The 23162-nt window shown below is 54.2% G+C and carries 25 protein-coding genes; 9 read left to right on the top strand and 16 right to left on the bottom strand.

Translation table 11 applies throughout. The features are described 5' to 3' along the window. Positions 1-31: 31 nt before the first annotated feature. From J7400_RS01305 to J7400_RS01260, 10 genes are all read right to left on the bottom strand, one after another. The gene (locus J7400_RS01305) at positions 32-2062 is read right to left on the bottom strand and encodes a hypothetical protein (RefSeq protein ID WP_209058146.1); all 2031 of its coding nucleotides are present in this window, start codon (positions 2060-2062) and stop codon (positions 32-34) included. Between the two features lie 4 nt (positions 2063-2066). Continuing rightward, on the bottom strand, positions 2067-3011 hold the full coding sequence (locus J7400_RS01300; protein ID WP_209058144.1) for a hypothetical protein: 945 nt from the start codon (positions 3009-3011) through the stop codon (positions 2067-2069). Positions 3012-3158: 147 nt separating this feature from the next. Then, positions 3159-4061 carry an SMP-30/gluconolactonase/LRE family protein gene (locus J7400_RS01295; protein WP_209058142.1) on the bottom strand — a complete coding sequence of 301 codons (903 nt, stop codon included), beginning with the start codon at positions 4059-4061 and terminating at the stop codon, positions 3159-3161. 7 nt (positions 4062-4068) lie between these two features. Further along, positions 4069-4896, bottom strand: coding sequence for a 6-hydroxymethylpterin diphosphokinase MptE-like protein (locus J7400_RS01290; protein WP_209058141.1), 828 nt, complete (start codon positions 4894-4896; stop codon positions 4069-4071). Positions 4897-4911: 15 nt separating this feature from the next. Further along, entirely contained in the window at positions 4912-5832 is a 921-nt protein-coding gene (locus J7400_RS01285; protein WP_209058139.1) for a phosphoglycerate dehydrogenase, read from the bottom strand. Positions 5833-5842: 10 nt separating this feature from the next. Continuing rightward, positions 5843-6520 carry an NTP transferase domain-containing protein gene (locus J7400_RS01280; RefSeq protein WP_209058136.1) on the bottom strand — a complete coding sequence of 226 codons (678 nt, stop codon included), beginning with the start codon at positions 6518-6520 and terminating at the stop codon, positions 5843-5845. Then, positions 6517-7278 (bottom strand): inositol monophosphatase family protein, encoded by a 762-nt coding sequence (locus tag J7400_RS01275; RefSeq protein WP_209058134.1) that lies wholly within the window; start codon positions 7276-7278, stop codon positions 6517-6519. Before J7400_RS01275 ends, J7400_RS01280 begins: the two co-directional genes overlap by 4 nt. A 59-nt stretch (positions 7279-7337) precedes the next feature. Continuing rightward, the gene (locus J7400_RS01270; protein WP_209058132.1) at positions 7338-7964 is read right to left on the bottom strand and encodes an SIS domain-containing protein; all 627 of its coding nucleotides are present in this window, start codon (positions 7962-7964) and stop codon (positions 7338-7340) included. A 27-nt stretch (positions 7965-7991) separates the two neighbouring features. Beyond that, complete coding sequence (locus J7400_RS01265) at positions 7992-8960, bottom strand: hypothetical protein (RefSeq protein ID WP_209058131.1); 969 nt, start codon at positions 8958-8960, stop codon at positions 7992-7994. Between the two features lie 4 nt (positions 8961-8964). Further along, positions 8965-10005 (bottom strand): Gfo/Idh/MocA family oxidoreductase, encoded by a 1041-nt coding sequence (locus J7400_RS01260; protein WP_209058130.1) that lies wholly within the window; start codon positions 10003-10005, stop codon positions 8965-8967. 117 nt (positions 10006-10122) lie between these two features. On the opposite strand from J7400_RS01260, the gene J7400_RS01255 reads away from it, so the two are divergent. The 6 genes from J7400_RS01255 (at position 10123) to rfbA (ending at position 15871) form a co-directional block, all read left to right on the top strand. Beyond that, positions 10123-10956 carry a hypothetical protein gene (locus J7400_RS01255; protein ID WP_209058129.1) on the top strand — a complete coding sequence of 278 codons (834 nt, stop codon included), beginning with the start codon at positions 10123-10125 and terminating at the stop codon, positions 10954-10956. Positions 10957-11194: 238 nt separating this feature from the next. Further along, on the top strand, positions 11195-12361 hold the full coding sequence (locus J7400_RS01250; RefSeq protein WP_209058128.1) for a nucleotide sugar dehydrogenase: 1167 nt from the start codon (positions 11195-11197) through the stop codon (positions 12359-12361). Between the two features lie 127 nt (positions 12362-12488). Continuing rightward, the gene (rfbC, locus tag J7400_RS01245) at positions 12489-13043 is read left to right on the top strand and encodes a dTDP-4-dehydrorhamnose 3,5-epimerase (protein WP_209058126.1); all 555 of its coding nucleotides are present in this window, start codon (positions 12489-12491) and stop codon (positions 13041-13043) included. Between the two features lie 4 nt (positions 13044-13047). Beyond that, positions 13048-14130 (top strand): dTDP-glucose 4,6-dehydratase, encoded by a 1083-nt coding sequence (rfbB, locus tag J7400_RS01240; RefSeq protein WP_209058124.1) that lies wholly within the window; start codon positions 13048-13050, stop codon positions 14128-14130. Then, the gene (rfbD, locus tag J7400_RS01235; RefSeq protein ID WP_209058122.1) at positions 14127-14990 is read left to right on the top strand and encodes a dTDP-4-dehydrorhamnose reductase; all 864 of its coding nucleotides are present in this window, start codon (positions 14127-14129) and stop codon (positions 14988-14990) included. Before rfbB ends, rfbD begins: the two co-directional genes overlap by 4 nt. A 2-nt stretch (positions 14991-14992) precedes the next feature. Next, positions 14993-15871 (top strand): glucose-1-phosphate thymidylyltransferase RfbA, encoded by an 879-nt coding sequence (gene rfbA / locus J7400_RS01230; protein ID WP_209058121.1) that lies wholly within the window; start codon positions 14993-14995, stop codon positions 15869-15871. A gap of 7 nt (positions 15872-15878) precedes the next feature. On the opposite strand, the gene J7400_RS01225 is transcribed toward rfbA, so the two are convergent. Continuing rightward, entirely contained in the window at positions 15879-16862 is a 984-nt protein-coding gene (locus tag J7400_RS01225) for a Gfo/Idh/MocA family oxidoreductase (RefSeq protein ID WP_209058119.1), read from the bottom strand. Positions 16863-17074: 212 nt separating this feature from the next. Here J7400_RS01225 and J7400_RS01220 point away from each other — a divergent pair, with 212 nt between their 5' ends. Then, positions 17075-17416 (top strand): DUF2853 family protein, encoded by a 342-nt coding sequence (locus J7400_RS01220; RefSeq protein ID WP_209058117.1) that lies wholly within the window; start codon positions 17075-17077, stop codon positions 17414-17416. 331 nt (positions 17417-17747) lie between these two features. On the opposite strand, the gene J7400_RS01215 is transcribed toward J7400_RS01220, so the two are convergent. Genes J7400_RS01215 through tsaD form a run of 5 tightly spaced genes read right to left on the bottom strand, consistent with a single transcriptional unit; the run spans position 17748 to position 20936 of the window. Continuing rightward, positions 17748-18143: a DUF1761 domain-containing protein gene (locus J7400_RS01215; protein ID WP_209058114.1), complete on the bottom strand. Its 396-nt coding sequence runs from the start codon at positions 18141-18143 to the stop codon at positions 17748-17750. 48 nt (positions 18144-18191) lie between these two features. Then, a complete protein-coding gene (locus tag J7400_RS01210) occupies positions 18192-18611 on the bottom strand; it encodes an EVE domain-containing protein (protein WP_209058112.1) in 420 nt (139 codons plus the stop codon). After that, positions 18611-18886, bottom strand: coding sequence for a YciI family protein (locus J7400_RS01205; RefSeq protein WP_209058110.1), 276 nt, complete (start codon positions 18884-18886; stop codon positions 18611-18613). The genes J7400_RS01210 and J7400_RS01205 overlap by 1 nt, the downstream gene beginning before the upstream one ends. 2 nt (positions 18887-18888) lie before the next feature. Further along, the gene (locus tag J7400_RS01200) at positions 18889-19842 is read right to left on the bottom strand and encodes an NAD(P)H-dependent glycerol-3-phosphate dehydrogenase (protein WP_209058108.1); all 954 of its coding nucleotides are present in this window, start codon (positions 19840-19842) and stop codon (positions 18889-18891) included. Continuing rightward, positions 19839-20936 carry a tRNA (adenosine(37)-N6)-threonylcarbamoyltransferase complex transferase subunit TsaD gene (gene tsaD / locus J7400_RS01195; protein ID WP_209058106.1) on the bottom strand — a complete coding sequence of 366 codons (1098 nt, stop codon included), beginning with the start codon at positions 20934-20936 and terminating at the stop codon, positions 19839-19841. Before tsaD ends, J7400_RS01200 begins: the two co-directional genes overlap by 4 nt. An 82-nt stretch (positions 20937-21018) precedes the next feature. Between tsaD and J7400_RS01190 the strand changes: the two genes are divergently transcribed. Beyond that, positions 21019-21726: a uroporphyrinogen-III synthase gene (locus J7400_RS01190; protein WP_209058104.1), complete on the top strand. Its 708-nt coding sequence runs from the start codon at positions 21019-21021 to the stop codon at positions 21724-21726. Between the two features lie 73 nt (positions 21727-21799). Continuing rightward, a complete protein-coding gene (locus J7400_RS21380; RefSeq protein ID WP_209058102.1) occupies positions 21800-23161 on the top strand; it encodes a mitofilin family membrane protein in 1362 nt (453 codons plus the stop codon). Position 23162: the final 1 nt, after the last annotated feature.

Raw genomic sequence — 23162 nt, 5'->3', positions numbered from 1 at the left:
CGGTATCCTGCGGAGAGTTTCATTGCGAATGTCAGCGAACAAGTAGGCGGCGGAGCCTGCGGGCTAGTGCTGAGCGGATGCGTTGGTAGGTTATTGGGCGCGGTGAAGTGCTGGAGCTTTGCGCTGGATAGGTTTCTTTGCCTCTTGAAAGTGCTTCAACTCCGGGTTGCCAATAGCTTGGGCCTAGGTCGGGGCGGATAAAGGTAAACGTGTCACCGATAATGCCATTGGAGAAAGACACATTCTTGAAAAGTTCGGCATCCAACCTGCTTGGAGCAGTCATGAAATGCTCCAGTGCTTTCATGGATGTCCGTGGCAAGATGTTGATATATTTGTCATATTTTTCAAACAACTGAACGTACTCATCGAAGAATTTCAGACAGGCGTCTTGCATAGTTCGAACGAGGTTTCTTCCTTGCGAGTTGATGTGGTTGTCTTCGAACTCAAAGTTGAATTCGCCATCGGTGTTTCGAGAAACGCCTAAAACAGAGCCACTTTCTACATCTGAAATCAGGAGTTCCAAGATTGCCGTATAGTAATCTGGTGTAATCCAGCCTCTTGCCTGTGGCGGGAATAGGTAGTTTCTTGTGACTGCCTTTGAGAAATACGTTGGGTGCATATCACTGAACGACATCAGATAATATGCGTGTACAGGTTTCTTCCAATGCCCAGACAACAATTTCTGTACGCGTGCGCGATATCCGATGTCAAACAGAACCGTAGTCTTTGTGTCAGAAATCTGGACGTCGTAGTAGTCTAGAATTGTTTGCTTCTCGTTCTCAAAGCTTCTCAATGAGGTGTGACTAAAGCACTGACAATCGACGAAAAACTTCTCGATGCTTTCTGGCGGATGATCAAGCTTTTTGTAACCCTTCTGAGCAAGCTGAGCCTTGATTCCTGCATCTATGGATAAGCCTAAGCGTGTCTCCAGCAACGTTCTGATGCTCGTTTGCGGATGTACGTAGAGGCGTTGGGGATTGAGGCTAACATCTTCTGGTTCGTTCATCTGTAGCGGGTAGCACAAAGAGCGAGAAGCCATCAGATAATTGGCTTGGATGTCGCTGCCACTTAGCCTTTTCAGTTTATCAAAGGCTTGCATTGGGAGTTTGCCATCGCGTGCCAAAAAATGGATTTCTTTAAATCCGTCGGCTTCGGCTTGCTGCATGATCCATTTGGTCAAGCCAAAGACCATTAATCCTACGCCATAATACCCGAGAACGTTTGCATTTCCAGCAAACAAAGAATCTCGTTTTTCATTATCGAAAATATTGATATCGAAGACGCTATTTATCGAAAGACCCAGCAGTAAGCGCGCACCCAATTCGAGTTCTCGAAGATGTTTGTACCATACTGCACGGTTTCCTTTGTGATCCAGAAAAACGTCGATAGCTTTTGGAAGATGGTAAGCAGAAAGTCCATTTTCCTCTGCTTTTAGAATGTCTGTGTGCTTGTTGTCGCCAAAGTGTACGACTTGCCTAGCTTCGCATTCCAAGTCTGCCAGCAAATGCCTGTAGAGGCGCCCACTATGCTTAGTGATCCGGAGATCGCTGCTCAGATAAAGTTTGTCAAAACCTGCAAATCCGCATCGCTCTAGTTGTTCGACGATAAAGTCTCTAGGCAGATACATATCTGACGTAATAACAACTTTTTTTCCGGTTGAGCGCGCGACTTCAAAAAGTTTTGTACCAATCTGACGAGGCTGCAGAAGATCGCGTTCGACAGTGAGCTCAAGGTCTTTAAGCTCCTGAAGAGCATCTTCTGGAAATTGAGCGATTTTCGCAAGCTCGCTGTAGATCTCGTTTAGTGTCACCTCATCTTCTCTGCAGATTTCCCGAGCTTGTTTTTCCGCTGCTTTTCTTAGGGTTGAAAATTCGAGAAACGGTTTTTCTAATTTCTCCCGTGCAATTTCTTCCACCAAGTCGAACAGATCGGTTGGTTTGACAACAGGTCTACAAAGCAGGGTGTCAAAAATGTCGAAGCTGATCACCTTGACTTCAGGATTGCGCATAAAACCCGTCAACTGGTTGATGCGGTTTTGTGTTTTTTTGCTGACTTCAATCATGCCGTTAAAATCCTGAAATCACTTCGTCCAAGTCAGCGCGCTCAAAAACATCCAGAGCGGTTTTTCTGCTCGCGTTTCGGATTTTGATACCATGCTCTTCGCAAGCTGTTCGCGCTGCTCTGTAGGAGTGCTCAAGAACTTCGAGCTGCGGTTTGTTCCAAACTTCTCCGGGGCGTCTGTAATCTTTGCTGAAGTGGTTCTTTTCTCCGCTATACACGTAAGCGCCATTTTCCATTTTTTTCGGCGTTTCATAGCTATGATCTATGCCAATGAGGTAGATTTCTTTGAAACCCATATGGGCTGCAAGTTGGATTTGGGTGTAAACAATCGTTGACCCCCAATAGACACAATGCTCTGCGTTGATGCTGAATCCAGGAAAGTCCTTACTCTCTAGTGGTTTTCGCGGGTCACAAATGTGGGGGAACCTGAAGTAAACCACCGAAGGGTCATCACCCATGTACTTGTAGGTGTACTCAGGCATCAATTTGATCGTCTGCTCGATACCAATTATCTCTCTTTGGTTCTGCTCCATGACAAGTCGATCCTCGAGAGAGTAAAAGGTAGGGCGCCAGTGCGTCTCGGGAAAAGCCAGATAAATTTTGTTGGATCCGAAGGTGTACTCCCAGCGCAGTGCGTCTAAATCAGTTGTTGTAAGACTTGGCCCATTTCCGACAACGAAACACCTTTCGCCGAAATGACGGTTCTTAAGGCTGAGTAGGGCGGGAGTATCTAGGCGGGAAGGCAAAGGGCCTTTCCCTTTGTGCCGTTGCGGAATTTGGTACTGACCCCAATCTGTAACGATGGGCGTATCGTGGTTTTTTTGAGGTGTTCTGATTTCTTGAGAGAGAGCCACTTCACCGCCAGTTTTCTTTTCTTCCAGCAGTTTTTTGGATAGCAATCTTAGACGATTTACTGCGCCGCGTGCGTATCTTGCTACTGTTTTTGACATGTTTTGTCTCTAATGGTTTTGAGTGGAGGACTGTTAGTTACACGCATAGTGTACTTAGCGCGCTTACTTCTGAGTTTGTTTGACTGATCTTTAGTCTGAGATAGTGTGATTGTTAAGGTCCTGCGGAAGCACAGGTCTCGACACTTTTTAGTCAATTGAGACTTTAACTTGTGGCTCTGCTATTCCAGTGAACGATGTATTAGCAGAGTGTAGTTTACCTGCATTTGGCAGCCAGTCTTTTGCTGTGTCTAGTAGGTTTTGCTGCGCCGTAGATACAAAAAGAGTATCTAGCTTTGGCCCGCCAAAAGCTGGGCACGATGTGTGGCCTGTTGGAAATTCAATTGCCATAAGAAATTGACCATCCGGGCTATATCGCGCGACACGTGCGGAACCCCATTGAGCACTCCAAAGGCACCCTTCTGAATCAATTATCGCACCGTCAGGCTTGCGCTCTTGACTGTTCTTTGCGCCTTTTAGATCCAAAAAAATCTGCTTTTCATCTACTGGCCAGCCAGTGACCGGGTCAACGGAATGACGCCAGATTATACGCGTTTTTGTATCCGAGAAATAAGCGTAGTTTCTATCGCGATCAAAGCAAATAGAGTTAGGTGTGCTCATCTCAGTTTCTATCACGCGCAGTTTGTTCTCTTGATTATTTGGAAGCCATCGGTATAGCGCACCTTTGCCCGCTTCACCAGATTTGCTCATGGTGCCAATCCAGAAACCTCCCCATGGATCTGCTCGGCCGTCGTTTGAACGCGTTGTTTCGTCATCTGCTTCGATTGAGCAAAGTGGGGCTTGTTGGTTTGTCTCCAGATTGAACCGGAAGAGACCTGTTTCGCTTGCGATCAGAAGGTGTTCACGGTCGATCCAGCCTGCAGCACTTACGTTCTGGTCAAATTCCCAGCATAATTGCTCGTTTTTTGTGCGGGATAGCAAACGACAATTGACGATGTCGAACCAGAAGAGTTGCTTCCTCAAAGGATGCCAGAAAGTGCCCTCTCCCAAATAACATTGTCGGTCATCGTAAATCGAGACGCTCTCGGTCATGGAACACCTATCTCGGAAAGATATTGTCGAAGTCAGCTCGCTGGAAAACCTCAAGTTGGGTCTGTCTTGAAGCATTTACGATCAAAACTCCACGACTTTCGCAGACTTTTCGCGCTTTTCGATACGACACTTCCAGAACATCCAGATTGGGTGGATGCCATTTTTCCCCGGGTTGTCTATAGTCTGGATGGAAGTGGTTTTGTTCTCCTTCGCCCACGAACACTTTGCCATCTGATTTGGTTGGGAGTTCGTAGTTGTGGTCTATCCCAATTAGTATGATCTCGCGGCATCCCATATGTAGTGCCATCTGGATCTGACTATAGACTACGGTCGACCCCCAGCCAATGCCGCGACATAAATCAGTGCTAAACTCTGGAAAGTTCTGATCCTCTAAAGGGGTCTCATATGACTTGGGCTGAAGAGATGGGGCGAATATTGTATCTGCCGCGAAATATCCAGAATCTCTTGTATTTGAAGGGAACAGCTTGGTGCTATCCTGAAGATTGTATATTTCCGAAAAGTTATTCTTTAAAACCAGATGGTCTTCGACTGTGTAGTATGTTGGACGCCATTTGGTTTCGCCATAGGCAAGAAATATCTTATTGGATGCAAAGGTAATGTCATTTCCCAGCCGCTCCAGATCCTTGATGAGTAGGCTTGGCCCATTGCCGATAATTACTGCGCGTTGGCCTTTGTGCCGGCCTCGAAGCATACTCAACGCCAGCAAATTGGCTCGTTTGAGGTCCTCATTTGCTCGGTGATGATTGCTAAAGTAGCGTAGAGCTTTGTAGAGGCTTTGTAAGCGATGAGCGAGATCGTCAAAGAGGCGTTTCACAGTGGTAGGCTTCGTTTAGGCTGCGAGGTGTTTGAATAAATTTTCTAAGGTATTGGCATGGACATGTTCGATTGCCTGTACCGTACTATTTGCGTTGTGGCTTGATACTGCCACGTTCTCAAAGCTCAAGAGCGGACTGTTCTTAGGCAGAGGTTCCACCTCAAAAACGTCTAAGGCTGCAGCGCCCACTTTGCCGCTTTCCAGTGCTTCGATCAATGCAACTTCGTCGATCAGCCCTCCTCGAGCAACGTTACAAATGATGACGCCATCGCGAGCGCTGTTCAGGCTATTTGCGTTAATTAGGTGGTAGTTTTCATCAGTTTGATTGCAGCAAAGGCAGATGACATCAGCCTCTTCCAAGAGCGTTTGAAAGCTTACGATCTTCGTGCCGTCGGTAGCAGTTTGCATGAAAGGGTCATGCGCTATGAGGTGCATGCCGAGCCCGCGAGCCCTCTGACCGACACCTCTCCCGATAGCTCCATATCCAACGACCCCCATCGTTTTTCCGGTCATTCCAGGATATCTTCCCTTGGGCCATCCACCTTCCCTTATCGTCCGGTCTGTGCGCGCGATCCGTCTCGTTGCGGCTAAAAGAAGACCAATGGCATACTCACTTACCGCGTCTTGAAATGCGCCAGGGGAATTACAAACTGGCACGCCAAGCGCTTCCGCAGCGCTCAAATCGATGCTGTCTACACCAGTACCCCATTTCGAGATCACTTTGAGGCGGGGCACAGAGGCCGTTAGAACCTTTGAAGTAATTTGGTCATCACCCGCAAGCCAACCGTCGATTTGACCTGCATACTCCAAACACTCAGCTTCTGACAGGAACTGGTTTACGCTGGGCCAAAGCGGTTCGAAGTTCTTGCTTCGAAGTAAGGTATCGAACCTTTCACGTTCGTTTAGCATCATGATGTTGGAAACGAGAATTTTCACTTTGGCATCCTCAAGCGTTTTTTGAACTAGAAAGAGCTTTCAATAAAGCCTCGGCGATATCGAGATCTTCTTGCGTTTTGATCACGTGCCCAGACACAGCGCCTACCGGGTAGAATTGAATCTTACCATTGTAGGTTCCTATATTCCCGCTTTCGACTGCATCAATATAAGACTGTGCGCGCCATCCGGTGATTGACCAAGTAACACGTTGGATTGGATGCAAGTCTTGTGAATTTGTTTTTTCGGAAAATGTGAAGTTAACCGGTTTGTCTTTGTAGGCGACTTCGATCTGATCTTCGATACAGGAGAGCATTACATCGGCATCCGACGCGATGAAGGTCTCGGCGAAGGATTTCACCTCTTCAGCGGTCAGTAGTGGAGCTATTGAGTGTACCTGGATGAGTAGGTCACACTCAACGTTTTTAAGAAAGTCATAAACGAACTCCTCTGAAGTGGCGACAGAATTTCCGAGCTGTTCGGGGCGTTGATAAAAGTTAACGCCATATTCATCTGCAAATTTAGCAAATTCAGTGTTTTCAGAGTTGATGTAAATCTCGTCAAAACACTGCGTAGATTTGCATTTTTCAATCGCGTGGGTGATCAATGGTTGTCCGGCTAGCGGCGCCAGATTCTTCTTCTTAAGGCGCTGACTACCCATGCGAGCGGGTATCATTGCAACGGTCTTCATCGGTCGCTCCTCAGGTTAGGAAGGGTATCTGGCAAACTACAAGCGAAGACTGCGCGAAATTGTTCAAACGCTTCGGGGTGAGTGCAGATGCTATGTTGGTTTTCGTCAAATGCAGGCTTTGTTGAATAGTCTTTATAGTGCCCGTACTTCATACCTGCTTCCTGAGCGATCAAAGCGCCAGCTATATCATCCCAACCCTTTGCTTCGCGGCTTGCTACGAGGCGCACGCTGCCCATTGCTACATAGCAAAGATGAAGAGCTTGGCTGCCAAAATTCCGGAGCTTGAAACTATTTAACAAGCTGGAGAGAGTTTCTGGGGCTTCATTTGTGAGGTTTGCAAGCAAACCTGAGGAAACGATCGCCAGACGTGCGCCGTGTTTCTTAGGTCTAATAAGTGCTCCATCACACCAAGATCCCGTACCCTTTATGGCAGAGTACATCGTGTTGTTTGGGACATCGTAGACAGCGGATAGGACAGGTTGGCCATCTCTAAGCAGTGCGACGGACACGCTAAAGGCGGGCAGCCCGGCAACAAAATTGACTGTCCCATCTAGTGGGTCAACCAGCCAAACTGGCGCCGCTCCCGCGTAGTTTGCGAACTCTTCTTCACCGAGTGCCACCGACCCGGAGAGAATGCGCTCCAACTCGATTGTCAAACGAGCCTGCATGTTTCTGTCTATAGTCGTGACTAGATCTAGCCCGTCGTCGCCCTTTTCCTCGGTCATCACGTCTTGACCAAACACTTCATCAACGAGCAAGGGTATCAATTTACATACAGAATCATGTAGTTCTTGGAGTGAAACGTCGGACCACAGGCTCAAAACTTGCGTGCCCCGATCAAATTGGCGTCCATGTTGGACATTCTCAAATACTGGGTCAGTATGTGGATGAAGGCCATATGGATGTCTTCGACGACGCCATAGTTTTGTGCTTCAACGTGTGCGTTTACATCCGCCAGATCTTTCGACCGCCCACCTGAAAAACCGGTGAAAGAGATGGAACTCAGGCCAATGTCCTTTGCTACTTGAAGTGCGCGGACCACGTTTTCGCTATCACCTGACGAAGATACAGTCCACAGAAGATCACCTGGCCTGGCCATTGACTGAAGTTGATACGCAAAGACTTCGTCGTAAGAAATGTCATTAGCCAGCGCCGAGTTCATTTCGGTGTGCGCTGAAAGTGACATAAATCGAGGCCTAAGATCAGTGTCAGTTCGTACGCACTTTAGAAAATCGCAAAGCGAGTGATTTGCAATGCCCGCCGAACCGCCATTGCCACAGATGAATACAAAATTACCGTTCTCTATCGTTCTGGTTAGTACTGCTGCAACATCGTCTAGCTTGCTCAAGTCGCTCAGCTCAGCTGCTCTCGCGAGTGTTTTAAAGTAATCTTCGGCGAACTTCGCGCAGCTGCCATATGCGGAAGTAGGGAAATGCGGGGTCATGGGTGATACTCTTTTGGGTTGAAGCGCCTAGGTTTCTGCAACGAAACGCAATATGCCTGACTTTAGGCTGCGCTGGAGGAGAATCTGAAGGTCACGCAGCCGGTTGTTGTCCGCGTCTTTGAAGAAGCCCGACCAGAAGGGGATATTTGAGTTTTCTTCGCTTTTGAAATGGGTGTCCAGAATCACCGCGTCTAATCTGCCTGGGGTCGAGCATTCCAGCACCGAAAGTCCAACTTTATTGCAGAGGCTTTGCAAACCGGAAATCGAGAAAACAGTTAACCGGTCGAGCGGAACAAAACTTGGGGAGTCCGCTCCAAGGATTTCGTACTCCAAGCCATCCGCGCATGAACTGGCAATAAACAGGACTGTTTGCTTTGGGCAACTCTTCTTTATGGCGTTGAGCAGCATTTCCGGGTTTGCGACCCTATCCAGTTCTACGGGCAAGAGAACTGCTTTTGGAGAACTCTGAGAAAGTGCCGCGCTGAGGTCAGTGAAATCGCAAGTGTCCGGAGACAAATCAATAAAGTCCCAGGTTCGGTTGTGGCTTAAGCGCTCGGTTGTTTCCTTCCAGCCTGCCATTTGACTGGAGAAACGGATGTCGACCACATGATCGAGAGAACGCTCAATTCTAGCTTCTGTAATGCTCACCCAATTGAGCAAAGAAATAAACTCGAACTCACGGTCTTTTTCAGGCGGACCGTCTTCTATGAACTCGATACGCAGTTGATCTAGTTTCTCTTGTGTAGGCACGCGCTGCGCAAAAATTGAATTACACTTGGTGCAGCGTTGGAAGTCGAGGAGGGCCTTTGAAAAGCTTTTACAGTTTGTCGACTGCTCTCCGCAAGCGGGGCAGGCGCAACGTTTTGTCCATATGGTCTCGGAGTCTAGCAGGAGTTGAAGTAGCGACTGGTTGCGTTGCCATCTATATCTTGCTGGTTTATCTCCTCCAATCTTCTCAAAGTCAGGTAAGTGATCTAGAAAAACGGGTGATTGCATGACTTTATCCTGTGACTTCCGTCGCGGAGGTTCGCAGCGTTTGGCTCCATTCAGGGTCCGCTTGATAAATCGCTTCTACAAGCTGCATAACGTCTAATGCTTGTTGTGAGGTACCACACTTTATGGGTTTCCCGTGCACGACGGCATCGTAAAACTCTGCAACTTCTTTGTTCCAAGACAGGTCTTGGGTAAACCGGATTTCTTGCAGTTCTGGGTTCGGAGATGGGTTTCCGGAGCTATCTAAGCGATTGATAGCGATATTTAAGACTTCCGCTCCGTAGCTTCCAGACGCGGAGAGAATGCCGTCTACAGAGATAAAACCATTGCGAAGATATAGCTCTAGTCGGAAGGTGTGTTGCCATTGTGTCGCTGATGAATGCAATGATGCGACAACCCCTTGGGGGGTTTTCATCAATGCAAACGCATTGTCTTCTACAGGGACCTCCGTCCAAAATTTTCGCTGTACAAAGCTTTGTATGTCACAGAAATTACCTGCAAACATTTGGAATAAATCAAGCATGTGGATGCCTTGATCTATTAAGATACCGCCCCCAGATTGCTCCGGGTCGTTACGCCAGTTTTTTGCATAGTCCGGCCCACCTGCTTTACCATACACCCCGCGCATGAAGTATAGGTCTCCCATGGTGCCTGCGGAAAGGAGTTTTTGCGCTTCCTCAATCGCATCATGCACTCTATGGTTGAAGCCAAATTTAAGAACTGAGCCGCCTGCTGCCCGCTCCGCGGTGATCATTTTTTGGACATCAGACGAGTTGCGACCAGGAGGTTTTTCGCAAAACACATGTTTGCCATGACTCAGTGCAGTGCAAACCAAGTCAGGTATAAATATGTTCGGTACGCTACAAACTACAACATCGGGTGCGAAATCATAGACATCTGAAGGTCTAGTGACCATAGGTACAGTGGCGCTTGGGTCTATTGCTGTATCGCAGGCAACAACGACGTCAAAGCCACCATGGCTTTCCATCGCTTTGTGGCGGATTTTTCCCATCTTCCCATAGCCGATAATCGCGGTTCGCAACTTCATATTGGTTCACTCGTTTTCGGCTCGATTTGGATTCTACTATAAGTTGATATGACGCTGTGCATATCGACTTCTGACGAATTTTTCGGGACATTACTCAGAGCCTACGGCACGTGCAAGTTGGAACTTCCAAACTGTACATTGAAGGCTTGCAAAAATTCGGTGTTTTTGTTGTTAGACAGACACAAAGGACTGATGGAAATTTGGTGGGAAACGGCGATGCTCAGCCACATGGAAGTTAAGAATGCATTGGAGGTCGCACGAGGTGCCTCAGCTGATGCGAAACTGTCGGTCGAAATGCTGCCGGAAGATATAGAACAATGCTATGGTGTTTCTTTCGCTCAGGTTCCAAGGCCGTCAGCCTGGAAAATTGGTGGAGTTAATGCTTGGTCGCGTAAAGTATTCGAGAACGATGAAGCGTTTTTTGGCCCGTTGAGTTCGGAGGAAGTGTGTTCGGGGCGGGACAATATTTCAATTCAAGGGTTGAGAAACCCGCTTGCGGAACCGGAGATCATGCTTCAGCTGTCCAAAGACAATACGGGCGGTTGGCGCTTTTCACAGATGGGAATTGGGTTTGAGCTCCCGGCGACCGTTTTGCCGGAGGGGCTTAAACCGGAGCTGAGAGCCCAAGTTTGTGACCGGGCGGGAGCAGGGGCCCTCTGGATTTCTGGGGTCCAAGCATACAGTGAAGATTTGTTGGCCCAAAACTTTAAGGTAGAGACTTGGTTAGATAGCCGGCCCCTCGCTACCGACGCGCTTGCGCAAAATGTAATTGGTGGGCCATTAGGGGCTGCACGAGATTTCATAGCGCTAGCGGAACGCTACAATGCGCCGCTTAGCCACGGGCAGTGGATTGCTACCGGAGGACTTAGTCCCGCGGTTTCCGTGAACGGCAATAGCGTAATTCGTGTGAAAGCGCTGTGTTGGGACGTTTCACTTAGATTTTCGCCATAAGGTAAACTGGTTTGAGGATATGAGAAGTGGCAATCATTGAGCTTGAAAGAGCCAAGGCGTCTTCTTAGCTAGCTCTAGTTTAAAGTCAAAATTTGAACCGACAATTTCTTAGATTTTATTCTCTCGATTAGCAGTTGGTCTAAACAACCAATGAACCCGGTCGAATTGCCCCACCGAGAAACTAGACTCCTATTTCAAAGCATGCTCCAAGTAACACATTCGAAAAGGGACCATTTGAATGAAAATTGCTGTTGCGGGTTTGGGGTATGTTGGGCTGTCAAATGCGGTTTTGTTGGCTCAGAGCAATGAGGTTGTCGCTGTCGACGTGTCTGAGGCGCGGGTGCAGATGGTCAATGAGCGCAAGTGTCCTATTGTGGATGCGGAGCTGGAAGAGTTTCTGACCTCGCGGGAGCTGAGCTTGACCGCAACCACCGATGCCGCGGCAGCTTACACAGATGCGGATTTTGTGATTGTCGCGACGCCGACAAATTATGATTCGAAAACCAACTATTTTGACACCTCCAGCGTTGAGGCCGTGATCAATCGGGTGATCGCTGTGAACACCTCCGCGACGATCGTGATCAAATCCACCATTCCGGTTGGTTATGTGACTGACATTCGGGCGCAGCTGGATACGGATCAGGTGATCTTCTCCCCTGAGTTTCTGCGTGAGGGCCGGGCGCTTTATGACAACCTGCATCCAAGCCGGATCATTGTGGGGGAGCAGTCGGAGCGGGCGCGGATCTTTGCGGATCTTCTGTTGGAAGGCGCGGTGCGCAAGGATGTGGAAGTGCGCTTCACCGATCCGCAGGAGGCAGAGGCGATCAAGCTTTTTGCCAACACGTACCTGGCGATGCGTGTAGCCTTCTTCAATGAGCTCGACAGCTATGCCATCGCTGGTGGCATGGACTCGCGCCAGATCATCGAGGGCATCAGCCTCGATCCGCGCATTGGGGATCACTACAACAACCCGTCTTTTGGCTATGGCGGCTATTGTCTGCCCAAGGACACAAAGCAGCTTCTGGCGAATTACAACCATGTGCCGCAAAACCTGATCCGCGCAATTGTGGACGCCAACCGCACGCGCAAAGATTATCTCTCCGATCAGATCCTGATGAAGGGGCCGCGGGTTGTGGGCATCTATCGTCTGGTGATGAAGGCGGGCTCGGACAATTTCCGCCAAAGCTCTGTGCAGGGCATCATGAAGCGTCTGAAAGCCAAGGGCGTTGAGGTGATTGTCTATGAGCCGGTGCTTGAGGAAGAGGACTTCTTCCGCTCGCGGGTGGTGCGTGACATTGATGCCTTCAAGGCGGAGGCCGATGTGATTGTGGCCAACCGTATGACAGACGATCTTCTGGATGTGGAAAGCAAAGTCTTCACGCGGGATCTGTTTGGCGCGGATTGAGCGCGGGCTTGACCGCGTCTTGATGTAGAGATCTCCCTGAGCGCTCGTCTGAGTTGCCAATGCCACTGACGCTAACTATGCGTTTATAAAGCGATTGTTTGTGACCGCTTTTGCGATGGGAATGACGATGCAGGTAGAAACAACAGCGCTGGACGGGGTGCTTATCCTGACACCAGCACGCTTCGGGGATGCGCGGGGGTTCTTTTCGGAGAGCTGGAACAAGCAGCGCATGCTTGAGCACGGTATTGATCTGGAGTTTGTGCAGGACAACCATTCGATGTCTGCGGAGGTGGGTACGGTTCGTGGTTTGCATTTTCAGTCTCCGCCACATGCGCAGGACAAATTGGTGCGCTGCGGACAGGGCGCATTGCTCGACGTTGTCGTGGATGTGCGCAGGGGTTCGCCCACCTACGGGCAACATGTGGCTGTGGAGCTGAGCGCGGAAAACGGCAAACAGCTTCTGGCGCCCAAAGGGTTTCTGCACGGGTTCATCACCCGCGCGCCGATGACTGAAATCATCTACAAATGCACCGATTACTATGCGCCGGATTGCGATGGGGCGGTGCATTGGGACAGCTGCGGCGTGGACTGGGGCCACGACGGTGCGGTGATTCTGTCTGACAAAGACAAAGCTGCGCCAGCACTGAAAGACTTTGACAGCCCGTTTACGTGGGAAGGATGACGCGATGAAGATTCTTGTGACCGGTGGCGCAGGGTTCATTGGCTCTGCTGTGGTGCGTCAGGCGATTGCCGCTGGACATCGCGTGGTGAACGTGGATGCGCTGACCTATGCGGCCTGTCTGGAGAATGTGGCATCGGTTGCGGACAGCCCGAACTACAGCTTTGCGCAGGTGGACATCCGCGACCGCAAGGCGCTCAATCAGGTCTTCACAACGCATCAGCCGGATGTGGTGATGCATCTGGCGGCGGAATCCCATGTGGACCGCTCCATTGATGGCCCCGGTGATTTTATCGAGACCAATATCACCGGCACATTCAACATGCTGGAGGCGGCGCGCCAGTATTGGATTGAGAAAGGCAAACCGGAGGGGTTTCGCTTCCACCACATCTCAACGGATGAGGTTTATGGCAGCCTGCCAGCGGATCCGGAAGTGCAGTTTACTGAGGACACCGCCTATGATCCGCGCAGTCCCTATTCCGCCTCAAAAGCGGCCTCAGACCATCTGGTGCGGGCCTGGGCGGAGACCTACGGGCTGCCGGTTCTGCTGACCAATTGTTCTAACAACTATGGGCCGTATCACTTCCCGGAAAAGCTCATTCCCGTTGTGATCCTGAACGCCCTCGCAGGAAAGCCCCTGCCGATCTACGGGGACGGGTCCAATGTGCGGGACTGGCTTTATGTGGAAGACCACGCCGATGCGTTGCTGACGGTGGTGAAACAGGGCGTTGTTGGGCGGACCTACAACATTGGCGGCGAGAATGAGCGCACCAACCTGCAACTGGTGCAGACGCTCTGTGCGATCCTTGATGACCTGCGTCCGCGGGAGAGCGGGGCCTATGCCGATCTGATCACCTTTGTGACCGATCGCCCGGGCCATGATGCGCGCTATGCGATTGACCCGGCCCGCATTCGCGAAGAGCTGGGCTGGCGTCCATCGGTCACCGTGGAGGAAGGGCTGCGCAAAACCGTGGCCTGGTATCTGGACAATGAGACCTGGTGGCAGCCGCTGCTCAATCGGCATCGCGTGGGAGAACGCATTGGCGAAGATGCGGACCGCAGTGCCAAAGATGCGGCTGATGCGTCATGAAGGCACTGGTTTTTGGCAAGTCCGGCCAGGTGGCGAGGGCGTTGATCGCCTGTGATGAAGCGGAGGCTGATCTGACCATTGAAGCGGTGGATCGCAGCCAAGCCGATTTTACCCAGCCCGATGCCTGCGCCGCGCTGGTCAGGACGACAGATGCGGATGTTGTGATCAATGCGGTGGCATATACGGCAGTGGATCAGGCGGAGAGTGATGAGGCGGTTGCGACCGCAATAAACGGCACCACTCCGGGGGGGATTGCTGCGGCCTGTGCCGATCGGGGTCTGCCGTTTGTGCATATTTCAACCGATTACGTCTTTGACGGCGCGGGCGATACGCCCCTTGCAACAGACCATCCCACCGCGCCGTTGGGGGCTTATGGCCGCTCCAAACTGGCGGGCGAAGAGGCGGTGCGTGCAGCGGGTGGCACCCATGCGATCCTGCGCACCTCCTGGGTGTTTTCCGAGCATGGCAATAACTTTGTCAAAACCATGCTGCGGCTTGGGGGCGAGCGCGACGGTCTCACCATTGTGGCTGATCAGATCGGCGGACCGACCAGCGCGGCCCATATCGCGCAGAGCTGTCTGACCGTTGCGCGCACTCTCACAGCGCAACCGGAGCAAAGCGGCACCTATCACCTTTCGGGCGGACCGGATGTGAGCTGGGCAGATTTTGCCCGAGAGATCTTTGCGCAGGCGGGGCTGAGCTGCGCGGTCGAAAACATTCCAAGCAGCGCCTATCCAACCCCGGCCGCGCGGCCCAAAAATTCCCGTCTGGATAACAGTCAGACGCTTGCCAGCTTGGGCATCGAGCGGTCTGATTGGCGCATTGAGTTGGCGGACGTTTTGAAGAAATTGGACAGATAGATATGACACAGCGCAAAGGCATCATTCTGGCGGGCGGGACGGGTTCACGCCTGCATCCGGTCACCATGGCTGTCTCAAAACAGCTTTTGCCGATCTATGACAAACCGATGATCTACTATCCGGTTTCGGTGCTGATGCTGGCAGGCATTCGCGAGATCTGCATCATCACGACGCCGCAGGATCAGGAGCAGTTCAAGCGGCTCCTCGGGGATGGTAGTCAGTGGGGGATCTCGCTCACCTATGTGGTTCAGCCGTCACCGGATGGGCTGGCGCAGGCCTTTATTCTTGCAGAAGAGTTTCTGGATGGGGCGCCCTCCACATTGGTGCTTGGCGACAATATCTTCTTTGGTCACGGCCTCCCTGAGGTGCTGGCAGCAGCGGATCAGCGCGTGGTTGGCGGCACAGTTTTTGGCTATCATGTGCTGGATCCGGAGCGTTATGGCGTGGTGTCTTTTGATGCGGATGGGCAGGCGCGTGAGATCGTGGAAAAGCCGGCGGTGCCCCCTTCCAACTATGCGGTGACTGGGCTGTATTTCCTTGATCAGGAAGCGCCGGAGCGGGCGCGCAGTGTCAAACCTTCCCCGCGCGGGGAGCTTGAGATCACCGATCTGCTGCAGACCTATCTGACCGAGGGCAAACTCCATGTCGAGACCATGGGGCGGGGTTATGCCTGGCTTGATACCGGCACGCACGCTTCGCTGCTGGACGCGAGCAATTTTGTGCGCACGCTGGAAAACCGGCAAGGGCTGCAGACCGGCTGTCTGGAAGAGATCGCCTTTGATCGCGGCTGGATTTCGGTGGAGCAGCTTGCCGAGCGCGCCAAGCTCTTTGAGAAAAGCGCCTATGGTGCCTATCTGGCGAAGATCCTGGCAGAGACCTGAACGCGGCCTAGGGGCGGCAGGCCGCCTCCCATTCTGTCAGAAACTGCATGATTTCCAGACTGTCTGAGAGCCGTGGACTGGGCCGGTCTGCGGCTTTGGCTCCGCTGCGCAGCGCGCGCTCTACCATGCGGGTCTGATGATTGAAGGCATCCTGCTCAGAACGCACCACGATGTCGCGCGCAGGGCCGTCGTAAGGCTGCCAGATCATGCGGCTTTCGCCCGGTTCAGGCAGCCAGGGATTGGTGACAAACCGCAGCGTGCCTTTGGTGGTCACGATCACGAATTCATGTGCCAGACCATGGCCATCCGTGCTGTGCAGATTGGCCAGAACACCATTGTCAAACCGCACAGAGACACTTGTATCCTGCAAGGTGGCGTCCTTGCCAAGGTTGCCAAAGCCTGTGAGTTGCCGGGCGGCAAAGGCCTCCTCTCCGCACATGGTTTGCACCACCAGATGCAGCAGTGAGGCCGGATAACAGCCGAGATTATAAAGCGTGCCGCCTCCCGCCGGATTGACCACCTGCCAGATATCGGCGGCATAAAACCCCGACACAGACCGCAACTCCCCCACAGATGGATCGCGCAGCACGGTCACAAGCTGCTCCATCAGGGGGTGGGCGAGATACATCAGACCTTCCACAAAGAAGGTCTCTGCCTTTCGTACCGAGGCGGCAAGGGCGGTGGCGTCGTCCATGGTTGTGGTCAGGGATTTCTCACATAGCACGGGTTTGCCTGCGGCCATGGCGGCTTCGGTGGCGGCCCGGTGCAGATGGTTGGGCAGCGCGATATAGACCACATCCACATCCGCGTTGGCGAGCAGGGTTGCCTGATCGGTGGTGCTGGCCGGGATGTCATACTGCGCGGCAAGCGCATCCAGCGCCGTCTCGTTGCGGCCGCAGATCATGGCGACAGAAGAGCGCTCATTGGCGCGGATCGCGCCGAGCATGGCATGCGAAATAAACCCGGTTCCGATGATCCCCCATCGCAGCATGGCGTGTCTCCTGTTGGCTTGAGTGGCGGCCAGATGCCCTAAGACCTGAACCTAGAGAGCGGGCCCGCAAATGGCCAGCGCACCGGCTTGAAGGGGAAAGACCGGGCGGTTTTCCCTTTGCGCTTTGGGGCCTGAGAGCTAATTTGACGCGCAAGAGCGGCAGATAGGCCGCTTTCGTTCATAAAAATTGACTAAAATATAAGGGGAGTATCATGGGAAAACGCGACGATTTGATCGCCAAATATGCAGATGATCTGCAAAACAAATGTGGCATGACACCGGATATGGATCTGCTGACGAAGGTCACGATTGGATGTGGCCCGGCAATCTACAATGATGACGCCTCAACGGTGGCGAGCTCTCAGCCGGAAGAGATCGAAATCGTGAAAAACAACTTTCTCATCAAGAAGTTGGGCCTTTCAGACGGGCCGGAACTGATGCAGGCGATTGACGCGGTGTTTGAGACCTACGGCAAATCCGAGCGCAACAAATACCGCGCGGTTGTCTACTACATGCTGACCAAGCATTTTGGCAAAGAAGCCCACTACGGCTAAAGAAAACACCACTCACGAAAGGCGCGTGTTTTGGCGATCTGGCCAAGCGCGCGCCTTAAGTCTTTCCAAAACCCTGATGGATCCCCTCATATTGTCGGTACTTGATAATTGAACCGGCGCGGGGGTCTGCGCTAGGCATAATGTGTCGGGCTAGGACGGCCGGACCCTAAGATATAACAGACGCGTGTGGTGGTATGGGAGCACGCGGGGGGCATAGGGGGTCTGACCGAGTGGAAGCAGGCCCCCTATGTTTTATTGTCATTCTGTTTTTCGATACCTAAGCAAATAGGCTTGGCCCCATTTGGGCCCGCGTTTTTCTTTTTTAACGACCTCAAAACAAAGTCAGCACCACACCAATAATCCCGCAGCCGATGGTGGCGTAGCCGCCGTCGATCATCATCAGAACACGGGGGCGGCCGGCGAAGCTGTAGTTGGTGATGATCCAGGGTGTTGCCAGAAATAGGCCAATACCCAACCCGCCGATCAGCCCTGCGCCGGGACTGGTGATGCCTGAGAGCGCAAAGATGTGGCGCATCATGCCCGCCACAATCAGCGTGCAGACAAAGGCGGCGACATAAGGGGCCGGATTGCTGGCGTTGAGGGGGCGGCCGTTGTCGCCCAGCTTGACTTCGGCGGCGGCCATCCAGGGTTTGGCCAGCACCATGTACCAGACCGACCCAAAGACATAAGTCGCCACAGCGGCGACACATACGGCTAGAAATCCCATGGAACCCTCCCCGTTCACATTTGGACTGGGGAGAGTATGCCTGAAAACTCAGGGTTTGACACCGCCCAGATCACAGACGATGGCCCATTCCTCAGCGGTGACGGGCTGCACCGACAGGCGGGAGCTTTTCACAAGCGCCATTTCGGTGAGGCGCGGATCGTCCTTGATCATGGCAAGCGTCACCGGCTTGGGCACAGGCGCAATGGCCTTGATGTCCACGCATTCCCAGCGGTCGTCATCTGTAGTGCTGTCCGGGTGGGCTGCAGCGCAGACCTCGATGATCCCGACCACGGATTTCTCTTTCTGGGAGTGATAGAAAAAGCCGCGGTCCCCCACGGCCATTTCCCGCATGAAATTGCGCGCCTGATAGTTGCGCACGCCGTCCCACTCTTCGCCAACCTCGCCTTTGGCGACTTGCTGATCCCAGCTCCAGGTGGAAGGCTCCGATTTGAACAGCCAATAGCGCATCAACCCAGAACCTTGTTCCAGGCGGTCAGCTCCACGCTCTCAAACAGGCCAGCGGCCTTATATGGGTCCGCAGCGGCCCAGGCCTCGGCTTCCGCCATATCCGCGACGTTCAGGATGATCAGCGAGCCGCACATGTCACCGGCCTCGTCCAGAAACGGACCTGCCATCATGACAGTCTCGCCAGAGCTTTTCAGATAGGCCACGTGGTCGTCACGGTTGGCCTTGCGGATGTCCAATGCGCCGGCTTTGTCTTTGGCGATGAGGGCGATCAGCATGTTTATTCCTCCTTGGGTGGTCTTGAGAGCAACATTTCCATGGCGTCGTGGATTTGCAAGCCCCCATCGAGGATTGCAACCACCGCAGCGGTGATGGGCATGTCAGTGTTCAGGGTTTTGGCGCGCGCAAGGGCGGCACGGGCCGTGGCGGCGCCTTCCACCGTCACCGAGGCGTCAAAGCTGTCGCCGCGGCCCAGCGACAGACCAAAGCTGTAATTACGCGATTGCTCCGATGAACATGTCAGGGTGAGGTCACCAAAGCCGGAGAGCCCGGCCAGCGTGTCGCCCTGCGCGCCAAGCGCACGTGCCATGCGTACCATTTCCGCATAGCCTCGGGTCATTAGCGCGGCGCGGGCGCTGTCACCCAGCCCTGCGCCCATGGCGATGCCGCAGGCAATGGCAATCACGTTCTTCAGTGCGCCGCCCAGCTCTGCACCGACGGTGTCTGTGGTGCGGTAGATCCGCAGATTGGGCGATATCAGTCTCCGTTGCAGCGCTTTTCCAGTGCCTTCATCCGGTGTTGCCAGCGTTAGCGCCGTGGGCAGGCCACGGGCAATATCGGCGGCAAAACTGGGGCCGGTGAGGATCGCGGGCGTGGCATCCGGCAGCACATCGCGGATCACTGCCACAGGGCCAAGCTCGGTGCCCAGCTCCACCCCTTTGCAGCAGGCCACAAGGGTGCGGGCGGACAGCTCTGGATGGGCTTCCAGTACGCCGCGCAACCGCTGCATGGGCACCGCCAGCAGGATGACATCTGTCAGGGCGTCGGTAAAATCGGCGGTGATGGTCAGGGTTTCGGGCAGGGTCACACCGGGCAGGCGCGGGTTTTCCCTTGTGTTGCGCATCACCTCGACAGCCTCGGCGTCACGCGCCCAAAGTGTCACCTCGGTGCCGCCTTTGGCAAAGGCCACGGCCAGTGCGGTGCCAAAGGCGCCTGCGCCCAGAACGGAGATCATGCTTTGGCCCCTTTCTTGCCGGAGCCAAGAAGCGCAGGCGCTGATTGGTCCAGTGGCCATCGTGGGCGCGCTACAAGCGACATGTCGTCCTGCTCCCCTGCACGAAACCGCTCCAGCCCGGCATAGGCGATCATCGCCGCGTTATCGGTGCAAAGCGCCAGTGGCGGGGCGGTGAAAGTCACGCCAAGATCGGCACAAATAGTCTCTAATAGGGCTCGAATGGCGGTGTTTGCTGCCACGCCACCGGCCACAGCCAGAAGCGGCTCAGAGGGGTTTTCCGCGAGATAGCTCTCCAGCGCGCGGCGGGTCTTTTCCGCCAGCACGTCCACCACAGCGGCCTGAAATCCGGCGCAGAGGTCGGCGCGGTCCTGCACGGTCAGCCCGTCTTTTTCAGCAATAATGGCATCACGCTGGCGCAACAGCGCGGTTTTCAGGCCGGAGAAAGACATGTCACATCCGGGCCGATCCAGCAGTGGGCGGGGGAAGCGGAACCGCTTGGCATCGCCCTTTTCTGCCTCGGCCTGAACCGAAGGCCCACCCGGCTGCGGCAGGCCCAGAAGACGCGCGGTTTTGTCAAAGGCTTCGCCGGGGGCATCATCAATGGTGCCGCCAAGACGGGAGAATTTTTCCGGGCCATGGGCGATTAGGAACTGGCAATGCCCGCCCGACACCAGCAGCATCAGATAGGGGAAGGCCACCTGATCGGTGAGGCGCGGGGTCAGGGCGTGGCCGGCGAGATGGTTCACCCCAATGAGCGGAATGCCAAGGCTGGCCGACAGCCCTTTGGCGCACATCACGCCGGAAATCACCCCGCCAATCAGACCGGGCCCGGCGGTGACCGCAATGGCGTCCAGATCCTTCAGCGTCACGCCGGAGGCTTCAAGCGCCTGCTGAATACAGATGTCCAATTTCTCGGCATGGGCGCGGGCGGCGATCTCGGGCACCACGCCGCCGTAGGGGGCGTGCAGATCGGTTTGCCCGTGCACAACGGAGGCGAGGATATCGGCCTCAGCGCCCGCAGGTTGGCGCAAGATCGCGGCAGCGGTGTCATCACAGCTGCTCTCAATGCCAAGAATGGTGAGCGTTTCAGTCATGGCGGCGGGTGTCCTTGCCGTTGCGCGTGGGTTCTGTGGCAGGTAACACCTCCCTATCGTTCAAACAATCCCGGTGGCCTGAATGCCGCAAACACCCGCTTCGATTTTGCTGACCCGGCCTTTGGCGGATGCGGAGCGGTTTGCGGCGGTGTTGCGTTCGCGCGGTGTGGCGGTGCCGATTGAGATTTCCCCGATTGTGGAGATTGTGCCCACCGGCGCAGAGGTCGACCTTTCAGATGTCACCGGCGTTGTGTTCACCTCGCGCAATGCGGTGGCGGCGGTGGATGGGCAGGATCTGCCCGCCTGGTGTGTTGGCAAGGCCACGGCAGAGATGGCAGCGGCCAAGGGCTGGCGTGCCATTGCAGCGGAAGGCGACGCGGATACGCTTTATGCGCGAATTTCAGCCGATGCGCCCAAGGGGCCGCTGTTGCATCTGCGCGGGGTTTTGTCGCGGGGCGATTTGGTCGCTCGGCTCACCTCTCTGGGCATCGAGACGCGCGCAACGGTGGTGTACCGGCAGGTTCCTTCTGCGCTGTCAGAGGCCGCAAAATCGCGACTTATGCAGGAAAAGCCCGTCTTAGTGCCGCTTTTTTCGCCCAATGCCGCAGAACAATTTGCGCATCAGTTGCAAGAGCTTGCCCCGATCAAGGCCGCTTTGCATTTGGTGGCGATCAGTGGCGCGACACAAGAAGCCTTGGGGGATTTGCCCTGTGAACAGGTTGTTTTGTCGGCCAAAAAAGAGGCGGGGGCCATGGCGGATGCGATCACGAGACTGTTGGACGCAGGGTGACGCATTGAGCGAGTCGCCACGCTCGCCTAGAATTGGTGCTGCATTTGCAAAAACGGATTCGAAAGGGTGACCGGTGGGGACCACGGACAAGTCGGACAAGCCGAACAAGGATCAGGTGGAGGCGGTGGAGGCCGCGGACACGATCGAAGATGCCGAAATAGTGGAGGAGAGCGCCGCGGAGGAGGTTTCCGAGGAAATCGAAGCGGAGGCCACTGAAGAGGCCGATGGAGAGGCCGCTGAGGAGACAACCCTGGAGGAGACAGCGGAGACCGCTGAGCAAATTTCAGACGAAGATCCTGAGGACGTCGCCGAGGCGGCGGATGAGGCGGACGGCATAGCCGCTGATGCATCAGAGGCAGAGGACGCCTCTGAAGATGCGCTGGAAAGTGCAGACGAGGCATCCGCGCAAGAGCCGGAGTTTGAGCGCGTGGCCTCTGAAAAGCCTGAGCCGGTGGCACCAGCGCCTGCACCACAGGAAGCCCGTCGCGGCGGCTTTGTGCCGATGGTGTTTGGCGGTGTCATCGCGGCTGTCATCGGATTTGGCGGGGCGATCTATTTTGGCGATCAGCTTGGTCTTGGGGGCGACACCAAGGCGGCGCTTGCCGAGCTCACTGCGCAGCTCGAGGCACAGAATGCCACGCTGGCTGAGCTTCAGGGCGGTGTGAGCGCAAGCTCTGCAGCGGCAACCGGCGCGCAAGGCGCAGCGGATACGGCAGCAAGCGCGCTTGAGACGTTGCGCGCGGATGTGGGCAGCCTGTTTGAGACGGTGGCCACTTTTGAAGCCCGCTTGATGGATATCGAAAAGCGCCCGCTGACCGAAGGGTTGGGCGCGGCGGCGGTGGCTGCCTATGAGCGCGAGGTGAAAGACCTCAAAGATCTGGTTGCAGCCCAGAAAGCGGAAGCGGCGGAGCTGAAAGACCGCGCGGATTTGTCGGCCAAGACGGCTTTGGCGCGCTCTTCTGTGACGCGCATCGTTGCCGCGCTTGAGAGCGGCGCGCCGTATCGGGCTGCGGTGGTTGATCTGCGGTCTGCCACCGGGCAGGAGGTTGCGCCGGTTCTGGAGCAGTTTGCCGATGACGGGATCATCCCGCTCTCTGCACTGATCGAGAGCTATCCGGATGCGGCACGCGCGGCCTTGGCCAAGGCGCGGGCGGATAAGGTGGATGATGCCCAAGGCAGCACCCTTGGCAATTTCTTCAAAACCCAGTTTGGCGCACGCTCTGTTGAAGCCCGCGAAGGCAGCGACACAGATGCGATCCTTAGCCGGGCCGAAGCGGCCCTGAAGGCGGGTGATCTGGCGGCGGCGCTGGGCGAGATCGACACATTGGCCGAGGGGCCGAAATCCGTGATGGCAGAGTGGGTTGCGCAGGCGCAAACCCGGGCTGACGCCACGCAAGCTGCCGAAGATCTGGCACAAACCCTAAACAGTAACTGAA

This window comes from Shimia sp. R9_2 (assembly GCF_017743735.1).
Classification (GTDB): domain Bacteria; phylum Pseudomonadota; class Alphaproteobacteria; order Rhodobacterales; family Rhodobacteraceae; genus Shimia.
Note: the sequence above shows the minus strand (reverse complement) of the source record. Positions and strands in the feature narration are given on the sequence as shown.